Genomic DNA, 18,487 nt, shown 5'->3' on the forward strand with positions numbered 1-18,487 from the left:
ACGTGAAGGTCAAGGTACAGACCCTCGACGCCAAGGCTGGCGGCGACATCGAGCTCAACGACGCGATCTTCGCCGTCGAGCCGCGCGCCGACATCCTGCACCGCGTCGTCACCTGGCAGCTCGAGAAGCGCCGCGAGACCGCTCGCGGCACCCGCGAGCGTGCCGATGTCGCCCGCACGGGCAAGAAGTTCGGCCGCCAGAAGGGCGGCGGCACGGCCCGTCACGGCGATCGCCGCGCTCCCGTCTTCGTCGGCGGCGGCAAGGCGCACGGCGCCCGCGTCCGCGACTTCAATCCGTCGCTGAACAAGAAGATCCGCGCGCTCGGCCTCAAGATGGCTCTCAGCAGCCATGCCAAGGCGGGCTCGCTGATCGTCCTGGACAATCTGACGGTCGACGGCGCCAAGACCAAGGCGCTCAAGGGCAGCTTCGAGAAGCTGGGCCTGGGCAAGACCCTGGTGATCGACGGCGACACCGTCGAGAACAGCTTCGCGCTGGCCGCCGGCAACCTGCACAAGATCAACGTGCTGCCGGCCATCGGCGCCAACGTCTATGACATCCTGAAGCACGACACGCTGGTCCTGACCCGCGCTGCCGTCGAGAAGCTGGAGGCGCGCTTCAATGGCTAAGAAGCCCATCAAGGCCGTCGACAACCGTCATTATGACGTGATCGTCGCGCCGCACATCACCGAAAAGTCGACGCTCGTCTCGGAGCACAACGCCGTTGTGTTCAAGGTCGCCGGCGACGCCACCAAGCCCGAGATCAAGGCCGCCGTCGAAGCGCTGTTCTCGGTCAAGGTCACCGGCGTCAACACGATCGTCCAGAAGGGCAAGACCAAGAAGTGGAAGGGCGCCCCCTACAAGCGCTCGGACATGAAGAAAGCGATCGTGACGCTCGCCGACGGCGACCAGATCGACGTGACGACGGGAATCTGAGGCGATGGCACTCAAGCATTATAATCCGACGTCTCCGGCCCGCCGCGGCCTGATCCTTATCGACCGTTCGGGCCTGTTCAAGGGTCGTCCGGTCAAGGCGCTGACCGAAGGCAAGACGAAGACCGGCGGCCGCAACAACAAGGGCCATGTCACGTCGCGCGGCATCGCCGGCGGCCACAAGCAGCGCTATCGCATCGTCGATTTCAAGCGCCGTCTGTGGGACGTCGAGGGCACGGTCGAGCGGATCGAATATGATCCCAACCGCACCGCGTTCATCGCGCTCGTCAACTATGGCGACACGCCCGAGGGCAAGGCCAACGTCGCGTACATCATCGCGCCGCAGCGCCTCGCTGTCGGCGACAAGGTGATCGCGTCGAAGAAGACCGACGTGAAGCCGGGCAACGCCATGGAGCTGGGCTCGATGCCGGTCGGCACCATCGTCCACAATGTGGAGATGAAGCCGGGCAAGGGCGGCCAGATCGCCCGTTCGGCCGGCACCTATGTGCAGGTCGTTGGTCGCGATCGCGGCATGGTGATCGTTCGCCTGAACTCGGGCGAACAGCGCTACATCCACTCGAATTGCATGGCGACGGTCGGTGCGGTGTCCAACCCGGACAACCAGAACACCAACCTCGGCAAGGCCGGCCGCAATCGCTGGCTGGGCAAGCGTCCGCTGACCCGCGGCGTCGCCAAGAACCCGGTCGACCACCCGCATGGTGGTGGTGAAGGCCGGACCTCGGGCGGCCGTCATCCGGTCACCCCGTGGGGCAAGCCGACCAAGGGTGCGCGCACCCGCCACAACAAGGCGACGGACAAGATGATTATCCGTTCGCGCCACGCCAAGAAGAAGGGCTAACCGCCATGGCTCGCTCCGTCTGGAAGGGTCCGTTCGTGGACCTCCATCTGCTCAAGAAGGCGCAGACCGCGCAGGAAACCAATGCGCGCGCGCCGATCAAGACCTGGTCGCGCCGCTCGACGATCCTGCCGGATTTCGTCGGCCTGACCTTCAGCGTCTACAACGGCCGCAAGTTCGTGCCGGTGTCGGTCAACGAGGACATGGTCGGCATGAAGCTGGGCGAGTTCGCGCCCACCCGCTTCTTCCCCGGCCACGCCGCCGACAAGAAGGGTAAGCGCTGATGTCGAAGGATAAGGCTCCCCGCCGCGTCGCCGATAACGAGGCTCTCTCGGTCGGCACGCAGATCCGCGGTTCGGCGCAGAAGCTCAATCTCGTCGCGGGCCTGATCCGCGGCAAGAAGGCCGGCGACGCGATGAACATCCTCGCCTTCTCGAAGAAGGCGATGGCTGTGGACGCGCGCAAGGTGCTGGCCTCGGCCATCGCCAACGCCGAGAACAACCACAACCTCGATGTCGACGCGCTCGTCGTCGCCGAGGCGTCGGTCGGCAAGTCGATCACGATGAAGCGCTTCGCGACCCGCGGCCGTGGCAAGTCCACCCGCATCCTGAAGCCGTTCAGCCGTCTTCGCATCGTCGTCCGCGAGCAGGAAGAAGCATAATGGGTCACAAGAGCAACCCGATCGGTCTGCGTCTCCAGATCAACCGCACCTGGGACAGCCGCTGGTTCGCCGAGGGCGCCGATTATGGCCGCCTTCTGCTGGAGGATCTCAAGATCCGCCAGTACATCATCAAGACGCTGCCCCAGGCCGCGATCTCGAAGGTGGTGATCGAGCGTCCGGCCAAGCTGTGCCGCATCTCCATCTATGCCGCGCGCCCCGGTGTCATCATCGGCAAGAAGGGCACGGACATCGAGAAGCTGCGCAAGACGCTCGGCGCGATGACCAGCTCGGACGTGAGCCTGAACATCGTCGAGATCCGCAAGCCGGAAGTCGACGCCAAGCTCGTCGCCCAGGGCATCGCCGACCAGCTCGAGCGCCGCATCGCCTTCCGCCGCGCCATGAAGCGCGCGGTGCAGTCGGCCATGCGTCTCGGTGCGGAGGGCATCCGGATCAATTGCGGCGGCCGTCTCGGCGGCGCCGAGATCGCCCGGTCGGAATGGTATCGCGAAGGCCGCGTTCCGCTGCACACGCTGCGCGCGAACATCGATCATGCCTCGGCCGAGGCCCACACCGCCTATGGCGTGTGTGGCGTCAAGGTCTGGATCTTCAAGGGCGAGATCCTCGGCCATGATCCGATGGCGACCGATCGCCTCAACATGGAGTCGCAGACGACGGGCGTTCGCCCGGCGCGCGACGAACGCCGCTAAGGGTTAGGACAGAGAAATGCTGCAACCGAAGCGCACCAAGTTCCGCAAGGCCTTCAAGGGCCGCATCCATGGCGACGCCAAGGGTGGCACCACGCTGAACTTCGGGTCTTACGGCCTGAAGGCGATGGAGCCGGAGCGGATCACCGCCCGCCAGATCGAAGCGGCCCGCCGCGCGATCACGCGTCACATCAAGCGCCAGGGCCGCCTCTGGATCCGCATCTTCCCGGATGTGCCGATCTCGTCGAAGCCGGCCGAAGTTCGCATGGGCTCGGGCAAGGGTTCGCCGGAATATTGGGCGGCCCGCGTCAAGCCCGGCCGCATCCTGTTCGAGCTGGACGGCGTTCCCGGCCCGATCGCCGCGGAGGCGTTCGAGCGCGCCGCGATGAAGCTGCCGATCAAGGTCAAGGTCGTGGCCCGCCTCGGCGACACCACGCACCTGGAAGGTTAAGGGTCATGGCAAAGAAGATCGAAGACCTGCGGACGAAGACCGAGGACCAGCTCAGCGAGCAGCTCGGCAACCTGAAGCGCGAGGCGTTCAACCTGCGTTTCCAGGCCGCCACGAGCCAGCTCGAGAAGCCGAGCCGCGTGCGTGAGGTCCGTCGCGACATCGCCCGCATCAAGACGCTGCAGAACGAGCGCTCGCGCTCGGCTGCGAAGTAAGGAACGAGACCATGCCGAAGCGCGTGCTGACCGGGAACGTGGTTTCCGACAAGGGCGACAAGACGGTCGTCGTGCTCGTGGAGCGTAAGGTGAAGCACCCGCTCTACGGCAAGATCATCCGTCGCTCGAAGAAGTATCACGCCCATGACGAGGGCAATGAGTACAAGGCCGGCGAGACCGTGCGCATCGAAGAGACTGCGCCGATCTCCAAGCTGAAGACCTGGAAGGTGATCGAGCGGGTGAACACCCACGCGACGCCGGCGAAGGCGGAAGCCTGAACTTTTAACTGGAACCGCCGGGCAATTTGGTCCCGGTAGGCCGAACGAGAAGGAACCGGATCGATGATCCAGATGCAGTCCAATCTCGACGTCGCTGACAACAGCGGCGCGAAGCGGGTGCAGTGCATCAAGGTGCTGGGCGGCTCGAAGCGTCGCTTCGCCGGCGTGGGCGACGTCATCGTCGTCAGCATCAAGGAAGCCGCGCCCCGCGGCCGCGTGAAGAAGGGCGATGTTCATCGCGCCGTCATCGTGCGGACCGCCAAGGACATTCGCCGCGCCGACGGCTCGGTGATCCGTTTCGACGGCAACGCCGCCGTGCTGGTCAACAAGAACGAGGAGCCGATCGGCACTCGTATCTTCGGGCCGGTGGTGCGCGAGCTGCGCAACAAGGGCTTTATGAAGATCATCTCGCTCGCGCCGGAGGTGCTGTGATGGCTGCCGCCAAGATCAAGAAGGGTGACCAGGTCGTCGTCCTGTCCGGCAAGGACAAGGGCAAGACCGGCGAGGTCGTCCAGTCGCTGCCGAAGGTCGACAAGGTCGTCGTCTCCGGCGTGAACGTGGCGGTGCGCCACAAGAAGCCGAGCCAGGAAAACCCGCAGGGTGGCCTTGAGCGCTCGGAAGCGCCGCTGCACGTCTCCAAGGTCGCGCACGTGACCAAGGACGGCAAGGCGACCCGCGTCCGCTTCGAGGAGCGCGACGGCAAGAAGGTTCGCGTCGCCGTCAAGACCGGGGAGGTCATCAATGGCTGATAATTATATCCCGCGCATGAAGTCGAAGTACGACACGGAAATCGCCAAGGCGATGACCGAGAAGTTCGGCTACAAGAACGTGATGGAAGTTCCGCGGATCGACAAGATCACGCTGAACATGGGCGTTGGCGAAGCCACCCAGGACAAGAAGAAGGTCGAGCAGGCAGCCCAGGAAATGGAGCTGATCGCCGGCCAGAAGCCTGTCGTCACCAAGGCGAAGAAGTCGATCGCGCAGTTCAAGCTGCGCGAGGGCATGCCGATCGGTTGCAAGGTCACCCTTCGCCGCGAGCGCATGTACGAGTTCCTCGATCGTTTCGTGACCATCGCGCTCCCCCGCGTTCGCGATTTTCGCGGGCTGAACCCGAAGTCCTTCGACGGTCGCGGCAACTATGCCTGCGGCATCAAGGAACAGATCGTGTTCCCCGAGATCAACTATGACCGCATCGACAAGGTGCGCGGCATGGACATCATTGTGACCACCACCGCAAAGACCGACGACGAGGCTCGCGAGCTTCTCCGTCTCTTCGGCTTCCCGTTCCCCATCGAGGCGGACGGCGAAGCGAAGCAGGCGGCGTAAGGAAGGAAGAACTTAAGTCATGGCGAAACTGAGTTCGATCAACAAGAACGAGCGTCGCAAGCTGCTTACGAAGAAGTATGCAGGCAAGTATGCGAAGCTGAAGGCGATCGCGAACGATGAGAGCATCGACGATACCGAGCGTCTCATCGCGCGTCTGAAGATGGCTGAGATCCCGCGGAACGGTAACCCGACCCGCATTCGCAATCGTTGCGAGCTCACCGGCCGTCCGCGCGCCTATTACCGCAAGTTCCGTCTCGCTCGTGTGATGCTGCGCGATCTGGCCAACAAGGGCCTGATCCCGGGTCTCACGAAGTCGAGCTGGTAAGGATCACGACAATGGCAGTGACCGATCCCCTGGGTGATATGCTCACCCGCATCCGCAACGGCCAGCGTGCGCGCAAGGACTCCGTCCTCACGCCCGCTTCGAAGTTGCGTGCCCGCGTTCTCGATGTGCTCCAGCGCGAAGGCTATATCCGTGGCTATAGCGAAGAGCAGATGGGCCCTGCGGCCGGCATCCGCATCGAGCTGAAGTATTTCGAGGGCCAGCCGGCGATCAAGCACGTCGCGCGCGTCTCGAAGCCGGGCCGCCGCGTCTATTCGGGTTCGCAGGAGCTTCCCCGGATCCGCAACGGCCTGGGCATCACGATCGTCTCGACGCCTCGCGGCGTTCTGTCCGACGCGGAAGCGCGCGAGCAGAATGTCGGCGGCGAAGTGCTCGCGGAGGTCTTCTGATATGAGCCGCATCGGCAAGAAGCCCGTATCGATTCCGAGCGGCGTGACCGCGACGATCGACGGCGGCATCCTGAACGTGAAGGGCCCCAAGGGCGCCCTTTCGCTCCCGCTGCGCAGCGAGATCAGCTACACGCTCGAGGACGGCGGCATCTCGGTGCAGCCGGCCAACGAGACCAAGGCTGCGCGTGCCTTCTGGGGCATGCAGCGGACCATGGTGCAGAACCTGATCACCGGCGTGACCGAGGGCTTCACCAAGAAGCTGCTCATCACCGGCGTCGGCTATCGCGCGGCGTCGCAGGGCAAGGTGCTCAAGCTCCAGCTCGGCTATTCGCACGACGTCAATTTCGACATCCCCGAGGGGATCGAGATCAAGACGCCGGATCAGACCACGGTCGAGATCTCGGGCATCGACAAGCAGAAGGTCGGCCAGGTGGCCGCGGAGATTCGTCGTTGGCGCAAGCCGGAGCCCTATAAGGGCAAGGGCATCAAGTACGACGGCGAGTTCATCTTCCGTAAGGAAGGGAAGAAGAAGTGATCAGCACCAAGGGTCTCTCGCTTTTCGAGAAGCGTCGTCGCCGCAACCGCACCGCGCTTCGCGCGCGTGGCGGTGGTCGTCCGCGTCTGTCGATCCATCGTTCGGGCAAGCATATCTATGCCCAGGTGATCGACGATGCCGAGGGCAAGACCGTCGCGGCAGCCTCCACCCTCGACAAGGACGTGCGCGGCAAGACCGGCGCGACCGTCGAGGCCGCGCAGGATGTCGGCAAGCGCGTTGCCGAGGCCGCCAAGGCCGCCGGTGTCACGCAGGTCGTCTTCGATCGCGGCGGCTTCCTCTACCATGGTCGCGTCAAGGCGCTGGCGGATGCCGCGCGTGAGAGCGGATTGGAGTTCTAAATAATGGCCGATGAAATCAACACGACCGACGCACCGGTCGAGGCGCAGGACGCCGGTCAGCCGGCTCCCGAGCAGCAGAGCCGTGGCCCGCGTGGCGGCCGTGGCCGTGGCGGCCCGGGCGGCGGCGGTCAGAACCGTGGCGGCCGTGACAATCGCGGTGGTCGCGACAATCGCGGCCGTGGCGGTCCCGGCAGCGACGACGGCGGCGAGGAGCTGATCGAGAAGCTGGTCCATATCAACCGCGTCTCGAAGACGGTGAAGGGCGGCAAGCGCTTCGGCTTCGCGGCGCTGGTCGTCGTGGGCGACGGCAAGGGCCGTGTCGGCTTCGGCCATGGCAAGGCGCGCGAAGTGCCGGAAGCCATCTCGAAGGCGACCGCGGCTGCCAAGAAGGCGATGGTCCGCATCCCGCTCAAGGAAGGCCGCACGCTGCATCACGACGGCAACGGTCACTTCGGCGCAGGCCGCGTGACGGTCCGCACGGCTCCGGCCGGCACCGGCATCATCGCGGGTGGCCCGATGCGCGCCATCTTCGAATCGCTGGGCGTGGCGGACGTCGTGACCAAGTCGGTCGGCACGTCGAACCCCTACAACATGATCCGCGCCACCTTCGAGGCGCTGAACGAGCAGACTTCGCCGAAGTCGGTCGCTCAGCGGCGCGGCAAGAAGATCGCCGACCTGCTCGGCCGCGGTGGTTCGCAGACCGCCGAGGCGGATGCGGCCGCGATCGCGGAGTGAACGACATGGCGAAGATCAAGATCAAGCAGATCGGTTCTCCGATCCGCCGCACCGGCGACCAGCGCGCGACGCTGATCGGCCTGGGCCTGAACAAGATGCACCGGGTCAGCGAGCTGGAGGACACTCCCGAAGTTCGCGGCATGATCCGCAAGGTGCAGCACATGGTCGAGGTGCAGGGCTGAGCCCTTCCACCGAATCCAGGTGACATACAAAGGGGAGGGGGCTAAGCGCCCCCTTTCCGGTTTTATCCAGCGCGACAAAAGCGAAAGCGAGTGCACGACATGAAGCTCAACGAACTCAACGACAACGAAGGCGCCCGCCACCGCCGCATGCGCGTCGGACGCGGCATCGGCTCGGGCAAGGGCAAGACTTCGGGCCGCGGCCAGAAGGGCCAGAAGAGCCGCGAAGGCGTCTCGATCGCCGGCTTCGAGGGCGGCCAGATGCCGCTCCACATGCGTCTGCCGAAGCGTGGCTTCAACAATATCTTCGCCAAGGATTATGCCGAGGTGAACCTGGGCGCGATCCAGAAGGCCGTCGATGCGGGCAAGCTCGATACCTCGGCCGTGATCGACCAGACAGCCCTGAACGCGGCGGGCCTGACCCGCGGCGGCAAGGACGGCGTCCGCCTGCTCGCCAAGGGCGAGCTGACCGCGAAGCTGAGCTTCAACGTCGCCGGCGCGTCGAAGAGCGCCAAGGAAGCGGTCGAGAAGGCCGGCGGCTCGGTGGAGATCCCCGAGATCGTCCCCGCCGCCGAGAAGCACAAGGCCAAGCATCGCGTCGCTCAGAACGCCCGCAATGCGGACAAGGCGGACAAGATCGCCAAGGCCAAGGGCTGAATCTGGCCAGGGGGCTTAGACAAGCCCAGGATTGCACCTATATGGGCGGCGGGGGCTAGGGTTTGGTCCCCGCCGCCTTTTCAATTTTCGGGACATGGTAATCGATGGCTAGCGCAGCCGACCAACTTGCCTCCAGCATCAGTCTGGCGAAATTTTCGAAGGCGACCGATCTCAAGAAGCGGCTGTGGTTCACCCTCGGCGCGCTGATCGTCTTCCGCATGCTGAGCTATGTGCCGCTTCCCGGCGTCGATCCCACCCAGCTCAATCTGCTCGCCCAGCAGACTCAGGGCGGCGTGATGGACTTCTTCAACAATTTCACCGGCGGCGCGCTCCAGCGCATGTCGGTCGTGGCGCTGGGCGTGATGCCCTATATCACCGCCTCGATCGTGGTGCAGCTCGCGACCTCGCTGAGCCCCACGCTCAACGCCATCAAGAAGGAAGGCGAGAGCGGCCGCAAGCGGCTGAACCAATATACCCGTTACGGCACGGTGGCGCTCACCGCGGTCCAGGGATGGTTCATCGCGGTGGGGCTGGAAAGCTTCGGCGCGCAGCAGGGCCTGCAGGCCGTGATCGAGCCGGGCCTGATGTTCCGCGTCGGCGCGGTCATCAGCCTGGTCGGCGGCACGCTGTTCCTGATGTGGATCGGCGAGCAGATCACCAGCCGCGGCATCGGCAACGGCATCAGCCTCATCATCATGGCCGGCATCGTCGCCCGCCTGCCCACCACGCTGGTCCAGCTCTTCGAGAGCGGCCGCACCGGCACGATCGATCCGCTGCGCCTGATCCTCATCATCGTCGGCGTCGCGATCCTGGTGCTGTTCATCTGCTTCATGGAGCGATCGCAGCGTCGGATCCTGATCCAGTATCCGAAGCGCCAGACCGCGCGCGGCGTCCAGGCCGAGCGCAGCCATCTGCCGCTCAAGCTCAACACCGCCGGCGTGATCCCGCCGATCTTCGCCTCGTCGCTGCTGCTGCTGCCGCTGACGATCACCCAGTTCGCCGGCCAGGCGACGGTGGGCGAGAGCTGGTGGGGCGATCTGGTGATCTCGCTGAACACCTATCTGCGCCACGGCTCGCCGCTCTACATGGCGCTCTATGCGGCCGGCATCATCTTCTTCTCCTTCTTCTACACCGCCGTGGTGTTCAATCCGGAGGAGACTGCCGACAATCTCAAGCGCTATGGCGGGTTCATCCCCGGCATCCGTCCGGGCAAGAACACCGAGAATTATTTCGACTATGTGCTGACGCGCATCACGGTGGTCGGCGCGGCGTACCTGACCGTCATCTGCCTGGTGCCGGAATATCTCGTGCTGTCGATGGGCATTCCGTTCCTGATGGGCGGTACTAGCCTTCTGATCGTGGTCAACGTAACCATGGACACGGTGACGCAGATTCAGTCGCATCTGCTGGCGCACCAATATGGCGACTTGATCAAGAAGGCGAAGCTGAAGGGACGAATGCGCTAAACGCGCAGCGAAACTGGGGAGACAATTTTGAACATCATCCTGTTGGGTCCGCCGGGGGCAGGCAAGGGCACGCAGGCCAGTCGGCTTGAGACGGAGCGGGGCATGGTCCAGCTCTCGACGGGCGACATGCTGCGCGCCGCTGTGAAGGCGGGCACGCCGACGGGCCTCAAGGCCAAGGCGGTGATGGAGGCGGGCGAGCTCGTTTCCGACGATATCGTCTCGGGCATCATCGGCGAGCGGCTCGATCAGGGCGATACCGATCGGGGCGCGATCTTCGACGGCTATCCGCGCACCCAGGCCCAGGCCGAATCGCTCGATTCGCTGCTGGCCGAACGCGGCCGCAAGCTCGACTATGTGGTCGAGCTGGTGGTCGACGAGGACGCGCTGGTCGATCGTATCACCGGCCGCTTCACCTGCGCGAAATGCGGCGAGGGCTATCACGATCGCTACAAGCTGCCCAAGGTCGCGGGCACCTGCGACGTGTGCGGCAGCCACGAGTTCAAGCGCCGGCCCGACGACAATGCCGAGACGGTGCGCACCCGCATGGCCGAATATCGCGCCAAGACCGCGCCGATCCTGCCCTTCTACGAAGCCAAGGGCCTGGTCCGCACGGTGGACGGCATGGCCGACATCGACGAGGTCGGCCGGCAGATCGACGCGATACTGGACGGGGCGGAATAAAGTCGCCCGGAGGGGCGGCGCGCCAAGTGGCGCCGCCCCGGCGCTCACTCTCGAAAATGCATCGGGCACATCGCCGCGCCCCAAGGGTGCCGGAGACCGGCGTCTAAGGTCTGGACCGGGAAGGGAAGGGGTATTGCGTCCTGCGCCGAATGCGGTGCGGTAAGCTCGGAAGGCGGGATGGCCGGCACGGCATCCTCCCGGCGCGGAGCTGTCCCATTGCTGACGTCATGCCGCATCCGCGCCGCTTGGCCTCACCGCATCGATCGTGTATGAGGATTGTTCCGGCGATTGATCGCCCGCGGCGCTTGACTCGGCGCGTGCGGATGCATATGTCGCGCATCTTCCGAAACACCGGTTGTCACGGCGGCGCACCCAGCGCTTGTCGTGCCGCTGCATTTTCGGAGCAACGCTACGAGATGGGACGTGAGCTGCCATGCGACGTCCCGTGGAGCTGGGAGAATAAATTCCATGGCACGTATTGCGGGTGTGAACATCCCGACCAACAAGCGCGTCGTTATCGCGCTTCAGTATATCCACGGCATCGGCCCGGCCAAGGCCAAGGAAATCACGACGAAGCTGGGCATCACGCCCGAGCGCCGCGTGCAGGATCTGTCGGACCAGGAAGTGCTGCAGATCCGCGAGACCATCGACGCGGGCTACACCGTCGAGGGCGATCTTCGCCGCACCGTGGCGATGAACATCAAGCGCCTGATGGATCTGGCCTGCTATCGCGGCCTCCGTCATCGCAAGGGCCTTCCGGTCCATGGCCAGCGCACGCATACCAATGCGCGCACCCGCAAGGGCAAGGCCAAGCCCATCGCCGGCAAGAAGAAGTAAGGGGGCGCTGAGAAATGGCACGTGAACCGCAGCGCATCAAGCGGCGCGAACGCAAGAACATCACCGCAGGCGTCGCCCATGTGAACGCCAGCTTCAACAACACGATGATCACCATCACCGATGCGCAGGGCAACGCGATCTCCTGGTCGTCGGCCGGCATGATGGGCTTCAAGGGCTCGCGCAAGTCGACTCCCTATGCCGCCCAGGTCGCCGCCGAGGATGCGGGCCGCAAGGCTGCCGAGCACGGCGTCCGTACGCTCGAGGTGGAAGTGAAGGGTCCGGGTTCGGGCCGCGAATCGGCGCTTCGCGCGCTGCAGGCGGTCGGCTTCCAGATCACGTCGATCCGCGACGTGACTCCGATCCCGCACAACGGCGTTCGTCCGTCGAAGCGCCGTCGCGTCTGATTGCACTCCTGTCCGGCTCCGCGGACCCGGGTGCGGGTCCGGGGCCGGTGCAGTATTTACCCGGCAGGAACGCCCCATCCTGCCCAACATGAGGAAAGCCCGTGTCGGTCAACGCTAAGAACTGGCAGGAACTCAAGAAGCCCAACGGCCTCGAGAAGAAGCCCGGTGGCGATTCCAAGCGCAAGCTTACCTTCGTCGCCGAGCCGCTCGAGCGTGGCTTCGGTCTGACGCTGGGCAATGCCCTGCGTCGCGTGCTGCTGTCGTCGCTCCAGGGCGCAGCGGTCACGTCGATCAAGATCGAGAACGTGCTGCACGAATTCTCGAGCCTCGCGGGCGTCCGTGAGGACGTGACGGACATCGTCCTGAACGTGAAGCAGATCGCGATCCGCATGCAGGGCGAAGGGCCGAAGCGCCTCCAGCTCTCGGCCACCGGCCCCGCCGAGGTGAAGGCCGGCGACATCGCCGTCACCGGCGATATCGAGGTGATGAACCCCGATCTGGTGATCTGCCACCTCGACGACGGCGCGACGCTCAACATGGAGCTGACCGCCGACACCGGAAAGGGCTATGTCCCCGCCCAGTCGAACCGCCCGGCCGATGCGCCGATCGGTCTGATCCCGGTCGATGCCCTGTACAGCCCGGTTCGCCAGGTCTCGTACAAGGTCGAGAACACCCGCGTCGGCCAGGAGCTCGATTACGACAAGCTCACGCTGTCGATCGAGACCGACGGCACGATCACCCCGGAGGACGCCGTGGCCTATGCCGCGCGCATCCTGCAGGACCAGCTCGCGCTGTTCGTCCACTTCGACGATTCGGCGGTCACCCGCTCGGCTCCGGTCGGCATGGCCGTTCCCTCGGCGCCGTCGGACGGCGCCGTCGGCGATACCGCGCAGATCAACCGCTACCTGCTCAAGAAGGTCGACGAGCTCGAACTCTCGGTTCGCTCGGCCAACTGCCTCAAGAACGACAACATCATCTATATCGGCGATCTGGTCCAGAAGACCGAGGCCGAGATGCTGCGCACGCCGAATTTCGGTCGCAAGTCGCTCAACGAGATCAAGGAAGTCCTGTCGTCGATGGGTCTCCGTCTCGGCATGGAAATCCCGGGCTGGCCGCCTGAGAACATCGAAGAGATGGCCAAGAAGCTCGAGCAGGAGATCATGGGCTGATCGCAGGCGAATAGCGAAAGCTATTCGCCGGCTCGGCGATCAGCCCGACCGACGACGCGGCTTTGCCGCGTCGCTGCGTAGACAAGGCGGAAGACAATTTGACCCCTCCAGCGAGTCAAATGAGTCAACCGGACGGTCAAATTTCAGGGTGGGCCATCCGTCCCCACCTGGTCTCGGGTTCCGTCGAACGGCCCGTTAACGAACGAAGGAAGATATCATGCGTCATCGTGTCGGCGGCCGTAAGCTGCAGCGTACTTCGGCCCATCGTGCGGCCCTGTTCCGCAACCAGTCGGCCGCGCTCATCAAGCATGAGCAGATCACCACGACCGTTGCCAAGGCGAAGGAGCTTCGCCCCTATGTCGAGAAGCTCATCACCCTCGCCAAGAAGGGCGGCCTGTCGAACCGCCGGCTGGCCCATGCCCGCCTGCTGGACGATGCGCAGCTCGTGAAGCTGTTCGACGTGCTGGCCGCGCGCTACGCCGATCGCAACGGCGGCTATACCCGCATCATCAAGGCCGGCATCCGCGCGTCGGACGCTTCGCCGATGGCGATCATCGAGTTCGTCGACCGCGACGTCTCGGCCAAGGGCCAGGATTCCGGTCCGGTCCTGAGCGATGAGGATTTCGACGAAGCCGCCTGATCCAGGCGACAAGAGTTGCGGAAGAGCGACGGTGCCGGACGGCGCCGTCGCTCTTTTTGTTTCACCCGCTCAAACCTTGGTATGGGTGAAATCCGCGAGGCGAATACCTATCTCCGCGTCAAAGAAGTTCGCACCGGCCCGGCCGGTGCCGGAGACAGGAAATGAAGTCGAATACCCATCGCAATGCGTCCTCGTCGCTGGGGTCATGGATGGCAGCCTTGCTGGCGTTGGCGCCGCTCTCGGCGCTGTTCTACGCGGTACAGACGACCGGCATCGGCGTCGCTTGAGCCGGGCGGCGCAACTGGTAGGAGGCGCGTTCCCCTTATCCGTCGGAACGAGTCCTGCCATGACCATCGCTTATCCCGAGACGCGCCGCATCGATCTGGTCGAGGAACAGTTCGGGGTGCCGGTGGCGGATCCCTATCGCTGGCTCGAGAACGACGTGCGCAATGATGCCGAGGTCGCGGCCTGGGTGGAGGCGCAGAACCGCGTCACCCATGCCTATCTGGCGACGCTCCCCGGCCGCGACTGGTTCCGCACCCGCATCAAGCAGCTCTTCGATTACGAGCGCTTCGGCGTGCCGCACAAGGCGGGCGACCGCTATTTCTACATGCACAACACCGGGCTACAGAACCAGGCCGTGCTCTTCGTCCGCGAGACGCTGGACGGCGAGGGGCGGGTGCTGATCGATCCCAATGGCTGGTCGGCCGACGGCGCGACCGCGCTCGCCGAATGGTCGCCTTCGGACGATGGCCGACACCTGCTCTATTCGATCCAGGACGGCGGCAGCGACTGGCGCGTCGCCAGGGTACTGGATGTCGCCACGGGCAAGGACACCGGCGACGTGGTCGAGGGGATGAAGTTCACTCTCGCGGCATCCTGGGCGAAGGACGGCAGCGGCTTCTTCTATTCGCGCTATCCCAAGGTCGCCGAGGAAGCGAAGTTCCAGGCGCTCAACCAGAACCACCGGATCTATTTCCACCGGCTCGGCACCCCGCAATCGGCCGATCGCCTGGTCTATGAGACGCCGGCCGAGCCCAATCACAGCCATTATCCGCAGGTCACCGACGACGGCCACTGGCTGGTCGTCACCACCAGCGAAGGCACCGACGATCGCTATGAGATCACGCTCGCCGATCTGAACGATCCCGCCTGGCCGACGCGGACGGTCATCCACGGGCTCAACCATCACTGGTCGCTCGCCGGCAATCACGGCACGCGCTTCTATTGGGCGACGAACAGCCACGCGCCCCGGATGCGGATCGTGACGATGGACGTGATCGGCGAGCATCCCGAGGCGCACCCGCTGGTGCCCGAGGACAAGGCGACGCTGGAAGGCGCGGCGATCGTCGGCGAGACGCTGGTCGCCAGCTATCTGGTCGATGCCCGCACCGAGATCCGCCGCTACGCGCTCGACGGCGCGCCGCTCGATCCGGTGGCGCTGCCGGGCATCGGCACCGCCTCGGGCTTCGGCGGGCGGCAGGACGATCCCGAGACCTTCTTTGCCTTCACCAGCTTCAATGCGCCGACCACCATCTATCGCCACGATGTCCGCACCGGCGAGAGCACGCCCTGGGCAGTGCCCAGGCTGCTGTTCGATCCGGCCGAATATCAGGTCGAGCAGCGCTTCTACGCCTCGAAGGACGGCACCCGCGTCCCGATGTTCATCGTCCGCCGCAAGGATGTGACCGGCCCGGCGCCGACGCTCCTTTATGCCTATGGCGGGTTCAACATCTCGAACACGCCGGCCTTCTCCGCCTCGCGGCTCGCCTGGATGGAGCAGGGCGGGGTGTTCGTCCTCGCCAACATCCGCGGCGGCGGCGAATATGGCAAGGCGTGGCATGACGGCGGGCGGCTGGCGAACAAGCAGAACAGCTTCGACGATTTCATCGCGGCTGGCGAGACGCTGATCCGCGAGGGCGTGACCGGCCCCGGCCAGCTTGCGATCCAGGGCGGATCGAATGGCGGGCTGCTGGTCGGCGCCGTGGTCAACCAGCGGCCGGACCTGTTCGCTGCGGCGCTGCCGGCGGTGGGTGTGATGGACATGCTGCGCTTCGATCGCTGGACCGCCGGCCGCTACTGGGTCGACGATTACGGCCACCCCTCGCAGGAAGCGGACTTCCGCGTGCTGCTTACCTATTCGCCCTATCACAACGTCAACGGCGGGCGGGACTATCCGGCGATCCTGGCCACCACCGCCGACACCGACGACCGCGTCGTGCCGGGCCACACCTTCAAATACGCCGCCGCGATCCAGGCGGCAGCCATCGGCGACAAACCACACCTCGTTCGCATCGAGACCCGCGCCGGCCACGGTTCCGGCAAGCCGACCGACAAGATCATCGAGGAAGCCGCCGACATCTGGTCGTTCGCCGCCCAGTGGACCGGGCTGGAGATAAAGCAGGCAACTGGTTCAGCCGGCGGACAGGCGGCATCGGCTAGCGTCGCCTCGTAGGGCAATGGGAGGGCATCATGGGATTTCTTCGGTTGATCGGCGGAACGGCGGCCTCGATCGCGGCCTTGTCGCTGGCGGTGCCGGCACAGGCGCAGCGCTATCATGGCCCGCGCCATCATCACCGCGGCGACGGTGACGGCGTCGCCGGCTTCCTCCTGGGCGCGCTGTTCGTCGGCGGGATCGCCGCCGTCGCCTCGGGCGAGAAGAAGAAGCGCGAGCGCGAGGAAGCCTATCGGGAAGATTATGAGGCTCCGCCGATCGAGGGTGACGAAGGCAGCGCCCCGCCGCCGCCGTCCGAAGGATCGCCGGTCGCCGATCTGCCGGCGCCCGACTCGGCCAAATATGATGGCCTCTACGATCCCGACGCTGCCGCCGATCGCTGCGCCGTCGCTGCCGAGACCGACGCCCAGCGCTTCGCCCGCCTGTCGCGCGTGACGAACATCTCCAGCACGGTCTGGAACGGCAAGAGCTGGACGGTGAAGGGCAATGTCGAACTGGCCGAAAGCTATCGCGACGAGACGAAGCGCAGCTTCGATTTCCGCTGCGCGCTGAAGGCCGGCAGCGAGCCTTATGTGACGATCCCGGGCCTGGAGCCCGCGGCCTGACTTTACAGGGCAGGGCGGGCTAACTATCGCCCGCCCATGACGACCGAGCACAGCGAATCCATCCTGATCGTCGATTTCGGCAGCCAGGTGACCCAGCTCATCGCGCGCCGCGTCCGCGAGGCGGGCGTGTACAGCGAAATCGCGCCCTTCACGACCGCCGCCGAGGCTTTCGAGCGAATGAAGCCCAAGGGCATCATCCTCTCCGGATCGCCGGCATCGGTGCTGGATGAGGGCAGCCCGCGGGTGCCGCAGGCGATCTTCGACTCGGGGCTCCCGATCCTGGGCATCTGCTATGGCCAGCAGGTGATGATGCACCAGCTCGGCGGCACCGTGACCCTGGGCGATTCGGGCGAGTTCGGCCGCGCCTTCATCGAGATCGAGGACGGCTGCGTGCTGTTCGACGGCGTCTGGCACGAGGGCGAGAGCCATCAGGTGTGGATGAGCCATGGCGACAAGGTGACCGAACTGGCGCCGGGCTTCCGCGCGGTGGCGGTCAGCCCCGGCTCGCCCTATGCCGTCGTCGCGGACGATGCGCGCCGCTATTACGCCACCCAGTTCCACATGGAGGTGGTCCACACCCCCGACGGCGCCAGGCTGCTCGCCAATTTCGTGCGCCATGTCTGCGGCCTGTCGGGCGAGTGGTCGATGGCCGAGTTCCGCAACGCCAAGATCGCCGAGATCCGCAAGCAGGTGGGCAGCGGCCGGGTGATCTGTGGGCTTTCGGGCGGCGTCGATTCGGCGGTGGCCGCGGTGTTGATCCACGAGGCGATCGGCGACCAGCTCACCTGCGTCTTCGTCGATCACGGCCTGATGCGCAGCGGCGAGGCCGAGCAGGTCGTCAGCCTGTTCCGCAACAGCTACAATATCCCGCTTGTCGCTGTGGACGCCGAGACCCTGTTCCTGAGCGGCCTCGCCGGGGTGACCGATCCCGAGGCCAAGCGGAAGTTCATCGGCAAGACCTTCATCGACGTGTTCGAGGATGAGGCGAGGAAGATCGGCGGCGCCGAGTTCCTGGCGCAGGGCACGCTTTATCCCGACGTGATCGAGAGCGTAAGCTTCACCGGCGGGCCTTCGGTGACGATCAAGAGCCACCACAATGTCGGCGGCCTGCCCGAGCGGATGGACATGAAGCTGGTCGAGCCGCTGCGCGAGCTCTTCAAGGACGAAGTGCGCGAGCTGGGCCGCGAGCTGGGCCTGCCCGATGCGTTCGTCGGCCGGCATCCGTTCCCCGGGCCGGGCCTGGCGATCCGCATCCCGGGCGAAGTCACCAAGGAACGCTGCGACATCCTGCGCAAGGCGGATGCGATCTACCTTGAGGAGATCCGCAACGCCGGGCTCTACGATGCGATCTGGCAGGCCTTCGCGGTGCTGCTGCCGGTACGCACGGTGGGCGTGATGGGCGACGGGCGGACCTATGACTATGTCCTGGCGCTGCGCGCGGTGACCTCGACCGACGGGATGACCGCGGTGGCCTTCCAGTTCCCGGGCGACTTCCTGGCGCGCTGCGCAACGCGGATCGTCAACGAAGTGCGCGGCGTGAACCGGGTGACCTACGACTATACCTCGAAGCCGCCCGGCACGATCGAGTGGGAATGAGAGGAGGCGTGGTTTCTCG

Annotated in this window: 29 protein-coding genes; all 29 read left to right on the forward strand. The window is 65.3% G+C overall.

From position 1 onward, the window contains the following. Positions 1-2 precede the first annotated feature (2 nt). The 29 genes from rplD (at position 3) to guaA (ending at position 18,468) form a co-directional block, all read left to right on the forward strand. Positions 3-626, forward strand: a complete 624-nt coding sequence (rplD, locus tag HB724_RS13205) for a 50S ribosomal protein L4 (RefSeq protein ID WP_213981410.1) — start codon at positions 3-5, stop codon at positions 624-626. Then, on the forward strand, positions 619-933 hold the full coding sequence (locus HB724_RS13210; protein WP_213981411.1) for a 50S ribosomal protein L23: 315 nt from the start codon (positions 619-621) through the stop codon (positions 931-933). Before rplD ends, HB724_RS13210 begins: the two co-directional genes overlap by 8 nt. A gap of 4 nt (positions 934-937) precedes the next feature. Next, on the forward strand, positions 938-1,789 hold the full coding sequence (gene rplB, locus HB724_RS13215) for a 50S ribosomal protein L2 (protein WP_213981412.1): 852 nt from the start codon (positions 938-940) through the stop codon (positions 1,787-1,789). Between the two features lie 5 nt (positions 1,790-1,794). Next, positions 1,795-2,070, forward strand: coding sequence for a 30S ribosomal protein S19 (gene rpsS / locus HB724_RS13220; protein ID WP_029936458.1), 276 nt, complete (start codon positions 1,795-1,797; stop codon positions 2,068-2,070). Then, the gene (rplV, locus tag HB724_RS13225) at positions 2,070-2,447 is read left to right on the forward strand and encodes a 50S ribosomal protein L22 (protein ID WP_187729355.1); all 378 of its coding nucleotides are present in this window, start codon (positions 2,070-2,072) and stop codon (positions 2,445-2,447) included. Before rpsS ends, rplV begins: the two co-directional genes overlap by 1 nt. Next, the gene (gene rpsC / locus HB724_RS13230; protein WP_213981413.1) at positions 2,447-3,154 is read left to right on the forward strand and encodes a 30S ribosomal protein S3; all 708 of its coding nucleotides are present in this window, start codon (positions 2,447-2,449) and stop codon (positions 3,152-3,154) included. Before rplV ends, rpsC begins: the two co-directional genes overlap by 1 nt. Before the next feature lie 16 nt (positions 3,155-3,170). Then, on the forward strand, positions 3,171-3,602 hold the full coding sequence (rplP, locus tag HB724_RS13235; RefSeq protein ID WP_213981414.1) for a 50S ribosomal protein L16: 432 nt from the start codon (positions 3,171-3,173) through the stop codon (positions 3,600-3,602). A gap of 5 nt (positions 3,603-3,607) precedes the next feature. Further along, positions 3,608-3,814, forward strand: coding sequence for a 50S ribosomal protein L29 (rpmC, locus tag HB724_RS13240; RefSeq protein ID WP_213981415.1), 207 nt, complete (start codon positions 3,608-3,610; stop codon positions 3,812-3,814). An 11-nt stretch (positions 3,815-3,825) separates the two neighbouring features. Next, positions 3,826-4,092: a 30S ribosomal protein S17 gene (gene rpsQ / locus HB724_RS13245; RefSeq protein ID WP_213981416.1), complete on the forward strand. Its 267-nt coding sequence runs from the start codon at positions 3,826-3,828 to the stop codon at positions 4,090-4,092. Between the two features lie 63 nt (positions 4,093-4,155). Then, positions 4,156-4,524, forward strand: a complete 369-nt coding sequence (gene rplN / locus HB724_RS13250) for a 50S ribosomal protein L14 (protein WP_213981417.1) — start codon at positions 4,156-4,158, stop codon at positions 4,522-4,524. Then, a complete protein-coding gene (gene rplX, locus HB724_RS13255) occupies positions 4,524-4,841 on the forward strand; it encodes a 50S ribosomal protein L24 (RefSeq protein ID WP_213981418.1) in 318 nt (105 codons plus the stop codon). The genes rplN and rplX overlap by 1 nt, the downstream gene beginning before the upstream one ends. After that, a complete protein-coding gene (gene rplE, locus HB724_RS13260; RefSeq protein WP_213981419.1) occupies positions 4,834-5,418 on the forward strand; it encodes a 50S ribosomal protein L5 in 585 nt (194 codons plus the stop codon). Before rplX ends, rplE begins: the two co-directional genes overlap by 8 nt. 19 nt (positions 5,419-5,437) lie before the next feature. Beyond that, complete coding sequence (gene rpsN, locus HB724_RS13265; RefSeq protein ID WP_213981420.1) at positions 5,438-5,743, forward strand: 30S ribosomal protein S14; 306 nt, start codon at positions 5,438-5,440, stop codon at positions 5,741-5,743. Between the two features lie 11 nt (positions 5,744-5,754). Continuing rightward, on the forward strand, positions 5,755-6,150 hold the full coding sequence (gene rpsH, locus HB724_RS13270; protein ID WP_213981421.1) for a 30S ribosomal protein S8: 396 nt from the start codon (positions 5,755-5,757) through the stop codon (positions 6,148-6,150). 1 nt (position 6,151) lies between these two features. Beyond that, positions 6,152-6,685 (forward strand): 50S ribosomal protein L6, encoded by a 534-nt coding sequence (rplF, locus tag HB724_RS13275; RefSeq protein WP_213981422.1) that lies wholly within the window; start codon positions 6,152-6,154, stop codon positions 6,683-6,685. Beyond that, on the forward strand, positions 6,685-7,044 hold the full coding sequence (rplR, locus tag HB724_RS13280) for a 50S ribosomal protein L18 (protein WP_213981443.1): 360 nt from the start codon (positions 6,685-6,687) through the stop codon (positions 7,042-7,044). The genes rplF and rplR overlap by 1 nt, the downstream gene beginning before the upstream one ends. A gap of 3 nt (positions 7,045-7,047) precedes the next feature. Further along, entirely contained in the window at positions 7,048-7,779 is a 732-nt protein-coding gene (rpsE, locus tag HB724_RS13285) for a 30S ribosomal protein S5 (protein ID WP_256731506.1), read from the forward strand. A 5-nt stretch (positions 7,780-7,784) separates the two neighbouring features. Further along, positions 7,785-7,961 carry a 50S ribosomal protein L30 gene (rpmD, locus tag HB724_RS13290; protein WP_213981423.1) on the forward strand — a complete coding sequence of 59 codons (177 nt, stop codon included), beginning with the start codon at positions 7,785-7,787 and terminating at the stop codon, positions 7,959-7,961. Between the two features lie 99 nt (positions 7,962-8,060). After that, positions 8,061-8,615 (forward strand): 50S ribosomal protein L15, encoded by a 555-nt coding sequence (gene rplO / locus HB724_RS13295; protein WP_213981424.1) that lies wholly within the window; start codon positions 8,061-8,063, stop codon positions 8,613-8,615. Between the two features lie 104 nt (positions 8,616-8,719). Continuing rightward, on the forward strand, positions 8,720-10,081 hold the full coding sequence (gene secY / locus HB724_RS13300; protein ID WP_213981425.1) for a preprotein translocase subunit SecY: 1,362 nt from the start codon (positions 8,720-8,722) through the stop codon (positions 10,079-10,081). Between the two features lie 27 nt (positions 10,082-10,108). Beyond that, positions 10,109-10,762, forward strand: a complete 654-nt coding sequence (locus HB724_RS13305; protein ID WP_213981426.1) for an adenylate kinase — start codon at positions 10,109-10,111, stop codon at positions 10,760-10,762. A gap of 468 nt (positions 10,763-11,230) precedes the next feature. Further along, a complete protein-coding gene (gene rpsM, locus HB724_RS13310) occupies positions 11,231-11,599 on the forward strand; it encodes a 30S ribosomal protein S13 (RefSeq protein WP_213981427.1) in 369 nt (122 codons plus the stop codon). Between the two features lie 14 nt (positions 11,600-11,613). Next, complete coding sequence (rpsK, locus tag HB724_RS13315; RefSeq protein ID WP_187729371.1) at positions 11,614-12,003, forward strand: 30S ribosomal protein S11; 390 nt, start codon at positions 11,614-11,616, stop codon at positions 12,001-12,003. 101 nt (positions 12,004-12,104) lie between these two features. Next, the gene (locus HB724_RS13320) at positions 12,105-13,172 is read left to right on the forward strand and encodes a DNA-directed RNA polymerase subunit alpha (protein ID WP_213981428.1); all 1,068 of its coding nucleotides are present in this window, start codon (positions 12,105-12,107) and stop codon (positions 13,170-13,172) included. 217 nt (positions 13,173-13,389) lie between these two features. After that, complete coding sequence (rplQ, locus tag HB724_RS13325; protein WP_213981429.1) at positions 13,390-13,812, forward strand: 50S ribosomal protein L17; 423 nt, start codon at positions 13,390-13,392, stop codon at positions 13,810-13,812. 161 nt (positions 13,813-13,973) lie between these two features. Further along, entirely contained in the window at positions 13,974-14,099 is a 126-nt protein-coding gene (locus tag HB724_RS20510; protein WP_256731507.1) for a hypothetical protein, read from the forward strand. A 59-nt stretch (positions 14,100-14,158) separates the two neighbouring features. Further along, positions 14,159-16,267 carry a prolyl oligopeptidase family serine peptidase gene (locus HB724_RS13330; protein WP_213981430.1) on the forward strand — a complete coding sequence of 703 codons (2,109 nt, stop codon included), beginning with the start codon at positions 14,159-14,161 and terminating at the stop codon, positions 16,265-16,267. A gap of 17 nt (positions 16,268-16,284) precedes the next feature. Continuing rightward, entirely contained in the window at positions 16,285-16,872 is a 588-nt protein-coding gene (locus tag HB724_RS13335; RefSeq protein WP_213981431.1) for a hypothetical protein, read from the forward strand. A 36-nt stretch (positions 16,873-16,908) separates the two neighbouring features. Further along, positions 16,909-18,468 (forward strand): glutamine-hydrolyzing GMP synthase, encoded by a 1,560-nt coding sequence (gene guaA, locus HB724_RS13340; protein ID WP_213981432.1) that lies wholly within the window; start codon positions 16,909-16,911, stop codon positions 18,466-18,468. The last annotated feature ends 19 nt before the right edge of the window (positions 18,469-18,487 follow it).

This window comes from Sphingomonas sp. dw_22 (assembly GCF_018449795.1).
Classification (GTDB): Bacteria; Pseudomonadota; Alphaproteobacteria; order Sphingomonadales; family Sphingomonadaceae; genus Sphingomonas.